The sequence below is a fragment of the Cedecea colo genome (assembly GCF_011808225.1).
Classification (GTDB): domain Bacteria; phylum Pseudomonadota; class Gammaproteobacteria; order Enterobacterales; family Enterobacteriaceae; genus Dryocola; species Dryocola colo.
Genome location: NZ_SOYS01000008.1, coordinates 90,763 through 106,082 on the forward strand (window position 1 = coordinate 90,763; position 15,320 = coordinate 106,082).

Here is a 15,320-nt window from a genome sequence, read left to right on the forward strand (position 1 = left end):
GACGCAGGCATAAAAAAGGGGCCGTAGCCCCTGAACGTTTATTCTTCTGCCGCGTGACCCTGCGGGGGGAGTTCCTTCCCATCAAGCCAGGCTGCGTTATTACGCATCTCAAGGCGGCCCTCCATAAACCAGCTAACCACCAGCGGATAAATGGCGTGTTCTTGATGCTGCACGCGTGCGGTGATGTCGTCTTCGTCATCATTTGCAAATACGGGGATTTTGGCCTGTAAAATGACCGGACCGCCGTCCAGCTCGTCGGTGACGAAATGAACCGAGGTACCGTGATCTTCATCGCCGTTATCCAGCACCTGCCGATGGGTATGCAGACCCGGATATTTCGGCAGCAGAGAAGGGTGAATGTTAATGAGGCGGCCGGAATAATGCGCCACAAACGCCGGGCTGAGAATGCGCATATAGCCGGCAAGCACGACCAGATCCGGCGCGTAGGCGTCGATTTCCTGCATTAATTCCCGATCGAAAGCCACGCGGTCGGCAAACTGGCTGGCGGTGAGCGCGTGGGCCGGGATGCCTGCCGTGCGCGCGCGTTCAAGGCCAAACGCGTCGGCCTTATTGCTGAACACCGCCGCAAGGGTGCCGTTAATCTTTTTTTGCTTGCAGGCATCAATAATCGCCTGAAGATTGCTTCCGTTGCCGGAAACCAGCACCACAATGTGTTTCATCACTCAATAACCACGCGCTCGCTGGAATCAGTCGCTTTGATAATACCGATTTGCCAGGCGTTTTCACCTTTGGCTTTCAGCGACGCAATGGCTTTATCCGCCTCGGCGGCCGGCAGGGCGATAAGCATGCCCACGCCGCAGTTAAAGGTGCGGTACATTTCGTGGTTGCTGATATTGCCGGCTTTTTGCAGCCAGTTGAACACCGGCGGCCACTGCCATGAGGATTCGTCGATGACGGCCTGCGTATTATCCGGTAGCACGCGCGGGATATTTTCCCAGAAGCCGCCGCCGGTCAGGTGGGCGATGGCGTGCACGTCAACCTCAGCGATCAGCTCAAGCAGGTTTTTAACGTAGATACGGGTGGGCTCCAGCAGATGATCGGCCAAAGGCTTACCTTCAAGTTCCGTGGTCAGCGGATCGGCGCCGCTCACTTCCAGCACCTTACGTACCAGAGAATAGCCGTTAGAGTGTGGGCCGCTTGAGGCCAGCGCAATCAGCACGTCGCCGTCGGCAACTTTGGAACCGTCAATGATTTCAGACTTCTCAACTACGCCCACGCAGAAGCCTGCCACATCGTAATCTTCACCGTGGTACATGCCCGGCATCTCAGCGGTTTCGCCGCCAACCAGCGCACAGCCAGACTGCAAACAGCCTTCCGCGATCCCGGTAATGACGCTGGATGCGGTATCCACATCAAGTTTGCCGGTAGCGTAGTAGTCGAGGAAGAACAGCGGCTCTGCGCCCTGAACCACCAGATCGTTTACGCACATCGCGACCAGATCGATACCGATGGTATTGTGACGTTTTAAATCCATGGCCAGACGCAGCTTGGTGCCCACGCCGTCGGTACCGGAAACCAGCACGGGCTCACGATATTTCTGAGGCAACGCACACAGCGCACCGAAACCACCCAGGCCACCCATCACTTCCGGGCGGCGGGTCTTTTTCACTACGCCTTTAATTCTGTCGACCAGAGCGTTACCAGCATCAATATCAACACCGGCATCTTTGTAGCTAAGAGAGGTTTTGTCGGTCATGGTTCAAGTTCCATCGGTAAGATTGCTGACAAAGAGCGAAAAAGCGCGGTTTTCCCTCTTTGTGGTTATCAGCCGAAAATCAATAAATTGATTTTCCTGGTTTATCTGTCTGACAACACCTTGCTTTTTCGTCACGGCATAAGGTTTGTCATCAGCCTGATAGCGTGGGCTGGAATAAAAATCGCGGCAATTCTAACAGCGCAGGCAAACGTTTGCGAGCCTCTTGTGACGCGGTAAGAAAGATTGTTGACGTATACTCATTCGGGTTTGGTTGATCCCGATCAACCTCAATACCGATGGCGTCAGTGCAAAAAAGCGGTATAATCCGGCGATTTTTTTTGTGGTCGCCAACATTCTCGGGGAGAAAGAGTAATGAAGATCGTGGAAGTGAAACACCCACTCGTCAAACACAAGCTGGGCCTGATGCGTGAGCAGGACATCAGTACTAAACGCTTTCGTGAACTCGCCTCAGAAGTTGGCAGCCTGCTGACTTACGAAGCCACTGCGGATCTGGAAATCGAAAAGGTTACTATCGAAGGCTGGAACGGCCCGGTAGAAATCGACCAGATCAAAGGCAAGAAAATTACCGTTGTGCCAATTCTGCGTGCCGGTCTGGGCATGATGGAAGGCGTACTGGAAAACGTACCAAGCGCGCGTATCAGCGTGGTTGGCGTTTATCGTAACGAAGAAACGTTAGAGCCGGTGCCTTATTTCCAGAAGCTGGTTTCCAACATCGAAGAACGTATGGCGCTGGTGGTTGACCCGATGCTGGCAACCGGCGGTTCTATGATTGCTACTATCGACCTGCTGAAAAATGCGGGCTGTACCAGCATTAAGGTGCTGGTTCTGGTGGCCGCGCCTGAAGGTATCGCCGCGCTGGAAAAAGCACATCCGGATGTCGAACTTTATACCGCTTCCATCGATCAATGTCTTAACGAGCACGGATACATTATTCCTGGCCTCGGCGACGCTGGCGACAAGATATTTGGTACGAAATAAAAAAGTAGCCGACTTCGAAAGTCGGCTTTTTTTTGGTTTTTAAAACTCGTCGTTCGTTAAAACAATACTCAGAGGAAAACAACATGACCCGCCGCGCTATCGGGGTAAGTGAAAGACCACCGTTATTGCAAACGATTCCGTTAAGTTTGCAGCATCTGTTTGCCATGTTTGGCGCAACCGTTCTGGTGCCTATCCTGTTCCACATCAACCCGGCGACCGTCCTGTTGTTCAACGGTATCGGGACGCTGCTGTATCTCTTTATTTGTAAAGGGAAGATCCCGGCGTATCTGGGGTCGAGCTTTGCGTTTATTTCGCCTGTGCTGCTGCTTCTGCCGCTGGGTTACGAAGTGGCGCTGGGCGGCTTTATCATGTGCGGCGTGCTGTTTTGTATCGTGGCGCTGATTGTGAAAAAGGCGGGCACCGGCTGGCTGGACGTGATGTTCCCACCGGCGGCGATGGGGGCGATTGTTGCGGTAATCGGCCTTGAGCTGGCGGGCGTTGCGGCAAACATGGCGGGGCTACTGCCTGCGGAAGGCGCTTCCCCGGATAGCACCACTATTATTATTTCCCTGGTAACGCTTGCGGTAACGGTCTTTGGCTCCGTGCTGTTTCGCGGGTTCCTGGCGATTATCCCGATTCTTATCGGCGTGCTGGCAGGCTACGCGCTCTCCTTCGTGATGGGCGTGGTAGACGTTACGCCGATCCGCGAAGCGCACTGGTTCGCGCTGCCAACCTTCTACACGCCGCGTTTCGAATGGTTCGCTATCTTCACTATTCTGCCTGCTGCGCTGGTGGTTATCGCGGAGCACGTCGGTCACCTGGTGGTGACGGCGAATATCGTCAAGAAAGACCTGATTCGCGATCCGGGCCTGCATCGTTCAATGTTTGCCAACGGCGTTTCGACGATTTTCTCCGGTTTCTTCGGCTCCACGCCGAATACCACCTACGGCGAGAATATCGGCGTGATGGCGATAACCCGCGTTTACTCAACCTGGGTTATCGGCGGCGCGGCCATCCTCGCGATTCTGCTTTCCTGCGTCGGTAAGCTGGCGGCGGCCATTCAGATCATCCCGGTTCCTGTGATGGGCGGCGTCTCCCTGCTGCTGTACGGGGTGATCGGGGCCTCCGGTATTCGCGTGCTGATCGAATCTAAAGTCGATTACAGCAAGGCGCAAAACCTGATCCTGACTTCCGTCATCCTGATAATCGGCGTTAGCGGCGCGAAGGTACACATTGGCGCAGCCGAGCTGAAAGGCATGGCGCTGGCGACGATCGTCGGCGTCGGTCTGAGCCTCATTTTCAAAGTTATCAACGTACTGCGCCCGGAAGAAGTGGTGCTGGACGCGAAAGACAGCGAAGTAAAATCGTAGTTTTGCAGCCAGCCGGGCGGCGTTCCCGCCCGGTTCTACAGCACCCTAATTCTGTGATAGACTCTCAGCGTTTTTCTGCCTGTTATGGTTGAGGTACTTCTGAATACGCCGGCACAGCTTTCACTGCCACTCTATTTGCCTGACGATGAAACGTTTGCCAGTTTCTGGCCGGGTGATAACCCTTCTTTACTCGCCGCCCTGCAGGCCGTGCTCCGTCAGGATCACAGTGGGTATATCTATTTTTGGTCGCGAGAAGGGGGCGGGCGCAGCCATTTGCTGCACGCCGCTTGTGCGGAACTGTCGCAAAGAGGCGAGGCGGTGGGTTACGTTCCGCTGGATAAACGCACCTGGTTTGTGCCGGAAGTCCTGGACGGTATGGAACAGCTTTCGCTGGTGTGCATCGATAACATCGAATGTGTCGCCGGGGATGAGCCGTGGGAAATGGCGCTTTTTAACCTCTATAACCGCATTCTGGAATCGGGAAAAACCCGTCTTTTGATCGCCGGCGACAGGCCACCGCGCCAGCTCAATCTGCATTTGCCGGACCTGGCTTCGCGCCTTGACTGGGGGCAAATCTACCGGCTGCAACCGCTGTCGGATGATGACAAACTTCAGGCCCTGCAATTACGCGCGCGCCTGCGTGGCTTTGAGCTGCCGGAAGACGTGGGGCGTTTTCTGCTTAAGCGTTTAGATCGCGAAATGCGTACGCTGTTTATGACGCTGGATCAGCTCGATCGCGCTTCTATTACCGCGCAACGCAAGCTAACGATTCCGTTTGTGAAAGAGATTTTGGGCTTATAAAGCTTAAAAGGGCGGATGGCGCTTCGTTTATCCGCCCGATACCAGTTCGTAAGGCGGATAAACGAAGCGCCATCCGTCATTAATTCAGCGCTACAAAATCTCCAGCACGCTCTCCGGCGGGCGGCCAATACGCGCCAGGCCATTTGCCACCACGATCGGACGCTCAATCAGCTTCGGATGTTTAATCATCGCCTGGATCAGCTGTTCTTCGCTTAACCCCGCTTGCGCAAGCTTCAGCTCTTTATAGAGATCCTCTTTCTGGCGCATCAGATCGCGTGCGCTCGCAAAGCCTAATTTGCTCAGCAGAGCTTTAAGGGTATCCGCATCCGGAGGCGTTTCCAGATACAACACAACCTCAGGTTCCGCGCCGTTTGCCCTGAGCAGGCTTAACGTTTCGCGGCTCTTCGAGCAGCGCGGATTGTGATAAATAGTGACGCCTGCGGACATATTAACTCCCGTTACATTTTCTGATATTGAAGGAAACGTTTTTGCAGTTCGCGGAACTGATCGATACGCGCATCGTAGCGGGCCTGCTGAAGGCTGCCAAGTTTCACCTGCGCGCTGGCGCTGCTGAGCAGCGAAATGGCCTGGTCCAGGCGTCCGCTCAGCGCCATCACTTCGGCGCGCGCGGCCAGCTCCTGATCGCGATTGCCCAGCGCGGCTTCGGCCTGTGCCAGTAAATCCCAGCCGTTACCGTCGTCCGGATGGGCGAAGGTGTAGCGGTTAAGAACGGTAGCCGCCTGCGCGTGCTGCCCGGCCTGAACGTAGGCGTTAGCAAGGTTAAGCTGCAATACCGGATTGAGATTCAGACCCGGCGCGTTCTTCAGCCGATTAATGGCGTCAGCGGTTTTGTTTTGCCCTAAATCGATATCCGTAGAAAGGTCGAGATACCACGGATTCGTTGGCTGCGCGGTGAGCAAAGGCTGAAGCTGTTTGCGGGCTTCAATCCAGTTTTTGGCTTCCATCGCCTGGAGCGCGCGACCATAAATCGCCGCGTGCTGCTCGCGGACATTGCCTTTTGACAAGGCATCAAGCAAATCGCCGGTGAGTTGGTTACGCCCGGAATTATACATGCCAAGCGTGCGCACTTTTGCCATGTAAAAATCTTCTGAGGACTGCACCACTATTGGCCGCATCTGGTTGGCACGGTTGCGGGCATCTGCCAGACGGCTTTCCGGCAGGGGGTGCGTCAGAAGGATTTCAGGCGGACGCGTGGAATAGCGGGCTTGATCGAGCAGTTTTTCCAGGAAGGTCGGCATCGCCTGCGGATCGAAACCGGCGCGCTGCAGCACCTGAATGCCGATGCGATCGGCCTCCTGTTCGTTTTGTTGCGTAAAGCTGATCATCCCCTGCTGTGTGCCTGCCAGCGTGCCCGTCAGGGCCGCCATTCCTGCCTGCGGGCTTGCCATCGCCAGCAGGATAGAACCCAGCGCACCCACCCATGTCAGGGGCGCGTTCCTTTTCTGGTCTTCCATCGCCCGGGCGAGATGGCGCTGGGTCACGTGCGAGATTTCGTGCGCCATAACCGAGGCGAGCTGGCTTTCGTTATCGGCGTAGCGGAACAGCGCGGAGTGCAGCACGACGTTGCCGCCAAAGAAGGCAAAGGCGTTTATTTCATCATTATTGATGAGAAAGAAATGGAACGGCGTCTTGACCGAATTTGCATGGCTAACCAGGCGCATGCCCAGGCCATTAATATACTGAACCAATAAGGGGTCGTTAATCAGGGGAGCGCTGCCGCGAAGCTGGCGAACATAAAAATCGCCCATCTGCATTTCCTGGCCAATTGACAGCGTGCTCCCGGCCGATGTTCCCATATCAGGCAGTTGATCGGCCACATCCGCGAAGGCTGGCGTCGTTTGAGCTACGAGTAAGGTTGTCATCAGCGTTGCAACCAGCGTTTTTTTCAACTGCTTGAACATAACCGCTATCCTGTTTAATCGGGGTCAAAATTTGACACGTTACGGGCTGATTTGTTCGTACTTTTGCGGCGTTCTGTCGTGTGCGTAACGAACGAAGAAAATCTTACCACCGAAACTGTCAGCGTACCTCAACCAGGAGCTTTCCGGGCGTAAAAAGCGAAGTCTTTACCGTGACATTTAGATACAATCCCGGTTCGCCTAAAGCTGTCAGGGAAGGAATATATGCTCGAGATGTTGTTGCAGTGGTACCGTCGACGGTTTAGCGACCCGGAAGCCATCGCCTTACTGGTCATCCTGGTGGTCGGGTTTCTTATCCTCTTTTTCTTCCACGGGCTTTTGGCTCCGTTGCTGGTCGCCATGGTGCTGGCCTATCTGCTGGAATGGCCAACGGCGCGCCTTGAACGTATAGGGTGCTCCCGCACCTGGGCGGCAACCATTGTCCTGGTGCTGTTTGTCGGCATCTTAATGGTTATGGTGCTGGTGGTCGCGCCGGTCGCGTGGCAGCAAGGCATCTATCTGATTCGCGATATGCCGGGCATGCTGAATAAACTGTCTGACTTCGCTGCGGCATTGCCAAAACGTTATCCGGCGCTGGTGGACGCGGGTATTATTGATGCGATGGCGGAAAATATGCGCGGCCGCCTGTCGGGCATGGGCGATCAGGTGGTGAAATACTCCCTGGCTTCCTTAGTGGGGCTTTTGGCGCTGGCTATTTATCTGGTGCTGGTGCCGCTGATGGTCTTTTTCCTCGTCAAAGATAAAGATCAGATGCTCAATGCCGTGCGGCGAGTGCTGCCGCGTAATCGCGGGCTGGCGGGGCAGGTATGGCTTGAGATGAACCAGCAAATCACCAATTACATCCGTGGAAAGGTGCTGGAGATGATAGTGGTGGGCATCGCAACCTACATTGGCTTTATCGTCTTTGGGCTAAATTATTCGCTGCTGCTGGCGGTGCTGGTTGGCTTCTCGGTGCTGATTCCTTATATCGGCGCTTTCGTGGTGACCATCCCGGTCGTCTGCGTTGCGCTGTTCCAGTTTGGCCTGGGCACGGAGTTCTGGACGCTGTTTGCGGTGTACCTGATTATTCAGGCGCTTGATGGTAATCTGCTGGTGCCGGTGCTGTTTTCCGAGGCGGTTAATTTACACCCGCTGGTGATTATTCTCTCGGTGGTGATCTTCGGCGGGCTGTGGGGGTTCTGGGGCGTCTTCTTCGCCATTCCGCTCGCCACGCTGATTAAAGCCGTCGTGCACGCCTGGCCTGATGGGCTGGTCATCGACGACGATCGGCCTTAAAAACAAAAAGCCGACGCGAATGAAGTGAACCCCGAAAGTTGGACATCCAACGATTAGGGGTTCACTTCACGAAGTCGGCTTTTTCAATATCTGCTGGGATCAGGCGTTCTCTTTCAGCCAGTTCATCACGATGTCGTGATGGTTGCTGGTTTTGAAGTCATCAAACACTTTCTCGACTTTGCCTTCGCCGTCTAACAGGAAGCTGATGCGGTGAATGCCGTCGTAGGTTTTGCCCATAAAGGATTTCTCGCCCCACACCCCGAACTGCTCGCAAACCTGATGATCTTCATCGGACAGCAGGGTGAAGTTAAGCAACTCTTTCTCGGCAAAACGCGAGAGCTTCTCTGGCTTGTCGGTGCTGATGCCCAGCACTTCCACACCCGCTTTTTTCAACTCATCCATGTTATCGCGCAGGCCGCATGCCTGAACGGTACAGCCGGGCGTCATCGCTTTGGGATAAAAGTAAACCAGAACGCGCTGTCCCTGGAAGTCGGTCAAATTTACTTGCTCGCCGTCTTGATCGGGCAGGCTAAATTTCGGTGCGCTATCACCGGCTTTCAGTGGGTTCATCACTACTCTCCGTCTTTAATCATCTTGCTGTGGGTTCACCACGCTAATAGTGCCTTGCGCGTTCAGTTCTGTACATAGGGCTTTAAAGGCCTGTTCAATAATTACCGCATCTTCTGACGCAGGACTGTGGGCGGTTATCTGAATATACAACTGCGGCGGCACATTATCCTGTGCGGGCTGCGTGCGGGACACCAGCTCGGCAATGTTCATATGGTGCGTATCAAACAAATCGGTAAAGCGTTCGATCAGATGCGGCGAATCAGTAACTTCTACCTGCACCCAGACGGTGGCAGGCATTGCCGGCCTGTCCTGTGCGGCGGTGCGCTTCATGACAATCAGCAGATCCAGCTCGGCGCCTTTCAGCGGCAGCGTTGATTCAATCAGGGTTATCGCGTTCCAGCTGCCGGACAGCAGCATAATAAACGTAAATTCTTCACCGAGCATTGCGAGGCGACTATCTTCGATATTACAGCCGCAACTGCTGACATGGCGGGTGATGGTATTAACAATACCTGGCCTGTCCGCCCCAAGGGCTGTGATAACCAGATAATGGTGTGGTGAAGGAGTCAAGCGCATTCTTCCTGTGAATCGGTGAGATATCATAAGGAAAGCATAAAAAAATCCTGCATACAACCGTGTAGAGTCGCCTGGCTGCTTGCTTTTGATCCTGCACCAAACGTACCATTGAGACACTTGTTTGCACAGAGGATGGCCAATGTTCACGGGAAGTATTGTCGCGCTTGTAACACCGATGGATGAGAAAGGTAATGTCTGCCGGTCAAGCCTGAAAAAATTGATTGATTACCACGTCGCCAGCGGAACATCGGCGATTGTCTCTGTAGGCACGACCGGAGAGTCTGCTACCTTAAGCCACGACGAGCACGGCGATGTGGTCATGTTAACGCTTGAGCTAGCGGACGGGCGCATTCCGGTAATTGCCGGTACCGGTGCGAACGCCACTTCCGAAGCTATCTCTCTGACGAAGCGCTTTCATAACAGCGGTATCGTTGGCTGCCTGACCGTCACGCCTTATTACAACCGTCCGACTCAGGAAGGGTTGTTCCAGCACTTCAACGCTATCGCCCAAAGCACCGATCTGCCGCAGATGCTGTACAATGTGCCGTCCCGTACCGGGTGCGACATGCTGCCAGAAACCGTTGCTCGCCTTTCGAAAGTAAAAAATATTGTTGGTATCAAAGAAGCGACCGGGAACTTAACGCGTGTTAATCAGATCAAAGAGCTGGTTGCAGACGACTTCATCCTGGTGAGCGGTGACGATGCCAGCTCGCTGGACTTCATGCAGCTCGGCGGCCACGGCGTGATTTCCGTGACGGCAAACGTAGCCGCGCGTGAAATGGCGGAAATGTGTAAACTGGCGGCCAACGGGCAATTCGCACAGGCGCGTGAGATTAATCAGCGCCTGATGCCGTTGCATAACAAATTATTTGTTGAACCCAATCCTATCCCGGTGAAATGGGCCTGTAGAGAATTGGGACTTGTGGCGACCGATACCTTACGCCTGCCAATGACGCCGCTGACTGACGAAAGTCGTCCGGTGATTATCAGCGCGCTTAAGCATGCGGGTTTGCTGTAAAGTTTAGGGAGATTTGATGGCTTACTCAGTACAGAAGTCGACGGTGGCGAAAGTTGCAGTGGTTACGCTTGCGATGCTGCTGGCGGCATGCAGCAGCGACCAGCGTTATAAGCGCCAGGTTAGCGGCGACGAATCCTATCTGGATGCAGCGCCACTGGCGGAAATCCACGCGCCGGCAGGCATGATCCTGCCCGTGGAGAACGGTCAGTATACTGTTCCGGTTACCAACGGCAGCGGCGCAGTAGGCAAACAGCTGGATATCCGTCCGCCGGCGCAGCCGCTGGCGCTGGTTAGCGGCGCGCGTACCCAGTTTACCGGCGATACCGCTTCGTTAATGGTTGAAAGCGCTCGCGGAACGACGCTGTGGCCGCAGGTGGTTAGCGTGATTCAGGCTAACAACTACACCATCGACAAGCGTGATGATGCAAGCCAGACGCTAACAACCGATTGGGTACAGTGGAACCGTGCCGATGAAGACGAGCAGTACCGTGGCCGCTATCAAATTGCCGTGAAGCCGCAGGGCTATCAGCAGGCGGTGGTCGTGAAGCTGCTGAACCTGGAGCAGGCTGGCAAGCCGGTATCGGACGCCGCCTCCATGCAGCGTTACAGCGCGCAAATGCTTAACGTCATCAGCGCAGGCCTGGATAAAGCACAAACCGATTTGCAGAACGCGAAGGATAACCGTTCTTCTGCCCATCTTGATGTCCAAAGCGCCGCGGATGATACCGGCTTACCAATGCTGGTGGTTCGTGGTCCTTTCAACGTGGTCTGGAGCCGCTTGCCGGCAACGCTTGAAAAAGCCGGTATGAAAGTCACGGATTCCACGCGCTCTACCGGCAGCATGGCCGTCACCTATAAACCGTTATCGAATAGCGGATGGCAGGATTTAGGGGCGAAAGACCCGGAACTTGTCAGCGGTGACTACAAGCTACAGGTTGGCGACCTTGATAACCGCAGCAGCCTGCAGTTTATCGATCCGAAAGGGCATACGCTGACGCAGTCCCAGAACGACGCGCTGGTCGCCGTATTCCAGGCGGCATTCAGCAAGTAACTTTAGGGCCGGAGCGATCCGGCCTTTTTTCTGGCTGGCTACGCAAACGTGTGCGTAGCCACAGATAGCGGAATTTTTAGTTAAATCACACCTGGAGTAAGAAAGATGCAAAAGCAAGCTGAGTTGTATCGTGGTAAAGCGAAGACCGTATACAGCACCGAAAATCCGGATCTGTTGGTGCTCGAATTCCGCAATGATACGTCAGCAGGAGACGGCGCGCGCATTGAACAGTTTGATCGTAAGGGCATGGTAAACAATAAGTTTAACCATTTCATTATGGCTAAGCTGGAAGAGGCGGGTATTCCTACGCAAATGGAGCGGCTGCTTTCCGATAACGAAGTGCTGGTGAAAAAACTCGATATGGTGCCGGTTGAGTGTGTTATCCGCAACCGTGCCGCCGGATCGCTGGTGAAGCGTCTGGGCATTGAAGAAGGCATTGAGCTTAACCCGCCGCTGTTTGATCTGTTCCTGAAGAACGATGCGATGCATGACCCGATGGTTAACGAGTCTTACTGCGAAACCTTTGGCTGGGTAAGCAAAGCGCATCTCGCCCGCATGCGTGAGTTGAGCTACAAAGCTAACGACGTACTGAGCAAATTATTTGATGACGCCGGTCTTATCCTGGTGGACTTCAAGCTGGAGTTTGGCTTGTTCAACGGCGAAGTGGTGCTCGGCGATGAGTTTTCCCCGGACGGCAGCCGCCTGTGGGACAAAGAAACCCTCGACAAGATGGACAAAGACCGTTTCCGCCAGAGCCTGGGTGGCCTGATTGAAGCGTACGAAGAAGTGGCCCATCGTCTTGGCGTTAAATTAGACTGATTGCCTGAAGATCCTCTCTTCAGAAGAGACCGTTGACAAAGGGTATCGTTTTTAAAAGTACGTTAATACGCCCTAACAAAAGCAAAGGGTTACGTTTTCAGACTTAACCCAAATAGCCGGAAACGACGCTTTTCGGCTGTTTGCCATCAATCCGATCGGGTGTGTTTTGCGCACCCGGTTTTTCCACCTCCTGTTTCTTATGGTAATCCTGAGATTAACCGCCTACGATCTACTATTACAAGCTGTGAATAACGAGGTAGGTTATGCGTTGGCAAGGTCGTCGTGAAAGCGACAACGTAGAAGACAGGCGTAATAATTCTTCCGGCCCGGGTTTCGGCGGCGGCGGGTTTCGTTTGCCGGGAGGCAAAGGCGGGATCGTCCTGCTGATTATCGTCGTCGTGGCAGGCTATTATGGCGTTGACCTCACCGCACTTCTCTCCGGCGGGCAGCCGGTAACCCAACAAACCACTCAGCGCTCCATCAGCCCAAATGATGATGAAGCGGCTAAATTCACCTCGGTTATTCTGGCCACCACCGAAGATACCTGGGGACAGATTTTCCAGCAAATGGGTCGCACCTATCAGCAGCCGAAACTGGTGATGTACCGCGGCGCCACGCGTACTGGTTGCGGCACGGGCCAGTCGGTGATGGGGCCGTTTTACTGCCCGGCAGACAGCACCGTTTATATCGACCTTTCCTTTTATGACGAGATGAAAAACAAGCTGGGGGCCGACGGCGATTTTGCCCAGGGTTATGTCATCGCCCATGAAGTCGGTCATCACGTACAGAAACTATTAGGCATTGAGCCAAAAGTTCGTCAGCTTCAGCAGGGCGCTTCTCAGGTAGAAGGCAATAAACTGTCGGTGAAAATGGAGCTACAGGCCGACTGCTTCGCGGGTATCTGGGGCAACAGCATGCAAAAGCAGGAAGTGCTGGATGTCGGTGATTTACAGGAAGCACTGAATGCCGCTGAGGCCATCGGCGACGATCGCCTGCAACAGAAAGGGCAGGGGCGCGTCGTGCCGGACAGCTTTACTCACGGCACGTCTGAACAGCGTTACACCTGGTTTAAACGCGGCTTTGACAGCGGCGATCCTGCGCAGTGTAATACCTTCGGTAACAATGTCCGTTAATAGCGCCCGGCTATAAACGGCAATAAGGATTGCAGGCATGGAACAGCTTCGACTTGCCACGGCCGATATGGCCAGCACCGGTATTCGACGTCTGCTTATTGTTGCGGGCGAAGCCGCGTGGAGCAGCCAGCAGATAAGCTTGCTGACCGGTCAGCTTTCCGGCGACTGGCTATGGGTTGGCGCGGCGCCTGAGCTTCCGCTGAACTGCGCGCCATCGGCCATGCGCACGCTGCTTGGCCGGGAGTTTCTCCATGCGGTTTTTGACGCCCGCTGCGGGCTGGACGCGGAAGCGCTCGCGGCCCTTGCCGGAACGCTAAAAGCCGGTAGCTGGCTGGTTATGCTGGCGCCCGACTGGCTCCGCTGGCCGGGACTTCCCGATGCGGACTCCTGCCGCTGGAGCGATTGCCCCCAGCCCATTGCCACGCCGAATTTTATCGCGCATCTCCAGCGCTGCGTGCTTGCCGATAGCGAATCTTATCTCTGGCGCCAGCATCAACCGTTTCGCTTACCTGAGTTTCGGCCGCGCGTGCCCTGGCATCCCGCAAACGGTGCGCCTGAACGAGAGCAGGCCGACATTCTTTCCGCACTGCAATCCATGCCGCCAGGCGTAGCCGTGGTTACAGCCCCGCGCGGCAGAGGAAAGTCTGCGCTTGCAGGTATGCTGCTGAGAAGCCTTTCTGGCAAAGCGCTGGTGACGGCACCGACGCGGGCAGCGACAGACGTGCTGGCATTACACGCGGGCGAAAAATTCAATTTTATCGCCCCTGATGCGCTACTGGCCCAGCCGGAAGAGCAGGATGCGCAGTGGTTAATTATTGATGAGGCCGCTGCGTTACCGGCGCCGCAGCTGCGCCAGCTGGTTGCCCGTTTCCCGCGCACGCTGCTTACCACCACGGTTCAGGGATACGAAGGTACCGGGAGGGGATTCTTACTGAAGTTCTGCGCGGGCATCGATTCTCTTACTCGTTACTCTCTTTCAGCCCCCATTCGTTGGGCACAGCGCGATCCTCTGGAGTCGTTAATCGACAGTATTTTGCTGTTTGAGGAAGCAGACTTAAATCATGTTGCCCAGGGAGCGGCCACGCTGAACTCAGTTGCACAATGCGAGGTCGACCAGCTTCAGCAGATGTATCGTTTGCTTTCTGGTGCCCACTACCGCACCTCGCCGCTGGACTGGCGGCGTATGCTCGATGCCCGGGGACAACATTTCATTGCCGCTAGCTGTGGCGGAGAAACCGTTGGTGCAGCCTGGCTGGTGGAAGAAGGCGGGCTGGATGAAAATCTCAGTCGGGCGGTATGGGCTGGTTTCCGTCGGCCGCGTGGGAACCTTGTCGCGCAATCACTTTCTGCCCACGGCGGCAGCCCGCTGGCCGCGACTTTAAAGGGGCTGCGCGTAAGCCGTATTGCCGTGCATCCGTTACGTCAGCGGCAACAGTTAGGGCAGCAGATGATGGCGATGGCGAAAGCGGGTGCGCAGCCGGACGTTGATTATCTGTCGGTAAGTTTTGGCTTTACCGACGAGCTGTGGCGCTTCTGGGAAAGCTGTGGGTTTGTGCTGGTACGCGTCGGGAGCCATCGTGAAGCCAGCAGCGGTTGCTACACGGCGATGGCGCTGTTACCGCTGAGCGATGCCGGCGTCGCGCTCACCCGGCACGAACATCTGCGCCTGCAGCGAGATTTCATTTACCAGCAGCCGTGGATCGCCAGGCCTTTACCCATCACATCTCGGCCAGCGACTACGCTAAACGGTGATGACTGGCTTGAACTGGCTGGATTTGCGTTTGCGCACCGTCCGCTGGAAGCCTGCCGGGGGTCACTCAATCGTCTGCTGACCGCCTGCGATCTGCCGTTGAAGGCTTTACGTGGCAGGGTTCAGCACAGGCTTGGGGTGGAGGCGCTGTGCAAGGATCTTCACCTTTCCGGGCGTAAAGCGTTACTGGCAGCGATGCGGCAGGAGGTTCAGCAGGCGTTTGAAAAACTTGATGCGCCACAGTGCGTTGCGCTCAAAGATTTTCTTTTGCAACTACAATTAATAGCTTCAGAAACCTAAG

15 protein-coding genes are annotated in these 15,320 nt (G+C 55.1%); 9 read left to right on the forward strand and 6 right to left on the reverse strand.

What is annotated here, in order from left to right; genetic code table 11:
* Positions 1-38: 38 nt before the first annotated feature.
* Positions 39-680, reverse strand: a complete 642-nt coding sequence (purN, locus tag E2L00_RS16145; protein WP_167613648.1) for a phosphoribosylglycinamide formyltransferase — start codon at positions 678-680, stop codon at positions 39-41.
* On the reverse strand, positions 680-1,717 hold the full coding sequence (gene purM, locus E2L00_RS16150; protein ID WP_167613427.1) for a phosphoribosylformylglycinamidine cyclo-ligase: 1,038 nt from the start codon (positions 1,715-1,717) through the stop codon (positions 680-682). Before purM ends, purN begins: the two co-directional genes overlap by 1 nt.
* 372 nt (positions 1,718-2,089) lie before the next feature.
* Between purM and upp the strand changes: the two genes are divergently transcribed.
* From upp to E2L00_RS16165, 3 genes are all read left to right on the forward strand, one after another.
* Positions 2,090-2,716, forward strand: coding sequence for a uracil phosphoribosyltransferase (gene upp / locus E2L00_RS16155; RefSeq protein WP_167613429.1), 627 nt, complete (start codon positions 2,090-2,092; stop codon positions 2,714-2,716).
* An 83-nt stretch (positions 2,717-2,799) separates the two neighbouring features.
* Positions 2,800-4,086 carry a uracil permease gene (uraA, locus tag E2L00_RS16160; protein ID WP_167613431.1) on the forward strand — a complete coding sequence of 429 codons (1,287 nt, stop codon included), beginning with the start codon at positions 2,800-2,802 and terminating at the stop codon, positions 4,084-4,086.
* A gap of 99 nt (positions 4,087-4,185) precedes the next feature.
* On the forward strand, positions 4,186-4,887 hold the full coding sequence (locus E2L00_RS16165) for a DnaA inactivator Hda (protein ID WP_236127769.1): 702 nt from the start codon (positions 4,186-4,188) through the stop codon (positions 4,885-4,887).
* A 90-nt stretch (positions 4,888-4,977) separates the two neighbouring features.
* Here the strand turns inward: E2L00_RS16165 and arsC are convergent, their stop codons facing one another.
* Together arsC and bepA are read right to left on the reverse strand one after the other, a co-directional pair.
* Entirely contained in the window at positions 4,978-5,334 is a 357-nt protein-coding gene (gene arsC, locus E2L00_RS16170; RefSeq protein ID WP_167613434.1) for an arsenate reductase (glutaredoxin), read from the reverse strand.
* A gap of 11 nt (positions 5,335-5,345) precedes the next feature.
* Entirely contained in the window at positions 5,346-6,809 is a 1,464-nt protein-coding gene (gene bepA / locus E2L00_RS16175) for a beta-barrel assembly-enhancing protease (protein ID WP_167613436.1), read from the reverse strand.
* A gap of 222 nt (positions 6,810-7,031) precedes the next feature.
* On the opposite strand from bepA, the gene E2L00_RS16180 reads away from it, so the two are divergent.
* Positions 7,032-8,102 carry an AI-2E family transporter gene (locus tag E2L00_RS16180; RefSeq protein ID WP_167613438.1) on the forward strand — a complete coding sequence of 357 codons (1,071 nt, stop codon included), beginning with the start codon at positions 7,032-7,034 and terminating at the stop codon, positions 8,100-8,102.
* A 99-nt stretch (positions 8,103-8,201) separates the two neighbouring features.
* Here E2L00_RS16180 and bcp read toward each other — a convergent pair whose 3' ends face one another.
* Together bcp and E2L00_RS16190 are read right to left on the reverse strand one after the other, a co-directional pair.
* Positions 8,202-8,672: a thioredoxin-dependent thiol peroxidase gene (gene bcp / locus E2L00_RS16185; protein WP_167613440.1), complete on the reverse strand. Its 471-nt coding sequence runs from the start codon at positions 8,670-8,672 to the stop codon at positions 8,202-8,204.
* Positions 8,673-8,687: 15 nt separating this feature from the next.
* The gene (locus E2L00_RS16190) at positions 8,688-9,242 is read right to left on the reverse strand and encodes a glycine cleavage system transcriptional repressor (protein WP_201279457.1); all 555 of its coding nucleotides are present in this window, start codon (positions 9,240-9,242) and stop codon (positions 8,688-8,690) included.
* A gap of 145 nt (positions 9,243-9,387) precedes the next feature.
* On the opposite strand from E2L00_RS16190, the gene dapA reads away from it, so the two are divergent.
* The 5 genes from dapA to E2L00_RS16215 all read left to right on the forward strand — a co-directional run bounded on the left by dapA (position 9,388) and on the right by E2L00_RS16215 (position 15,319).
* Positions 9,388-10,266 (forward strand): 4-hydroxy-tetrahydrodipicolinate synthase, encoded by an 879-nt coding sequence (gene dapA / locus E2L00_RS16195; protein WP_167613444.1) that lies wholly within the window; start codon positions 9,388-9,390, stop codon positions 10,264-10,266.
* A gap of 16 nt (positions 10,267-10,282) precedes the next feature.
* Positions 10,283-11,317: an outer membrane protein assembly factor BamC gene (gene bamC / locus E2L00_RS16200; RefSeq protein WP_167613446.1), complete on the forward strand. Its 1,035-nt coding sequence runs from the start codon at positions 10,283-10,285 to the stop codon at positions 11,315-11,317.
* 105 nt (positions 11,318-11,422) lie between these two features.
* Positions 11,423-12,136, forward strand: coding sequence for a phosphoribosylaminoimidazolesuccinocarboxamide synthase (purC, locus tag E2L00_RS16205; RefSeq protein ID WP_167613448.1), 714 nt, complete (start codon positions 11,423-11,425; stop codon positions 12,134-12,136).
* 263 nt (positions 12,137-12,399) lie between these two features.
* A complete protein-coding gene (gene ypfJ / locus E2L00_RS16210; RefSeq protein WP_167613450.1) occupies positions 12,400-13,269 on the forward strand; it encodes a KPN_02809 family neutral zinc metallopeptidase in 870 nt (289 codons plus the stop codon).
* 37 nt (positions 13,270-13,306) lie between these two features.
* Complete coding sequence (locus tag E2L00_RS16215) at positions 13,307-15,319, forward strand: tRNA(Met) cytidine acetyltransferase TmcA (protein ID WP_167613452.1); 2,013 nt, start codon at positions 13,307-13,309, stop codon at positions 15,317-15,319.
* The last annotated feature ends 1 nt before the right edge of the window (position 15,320 follow it).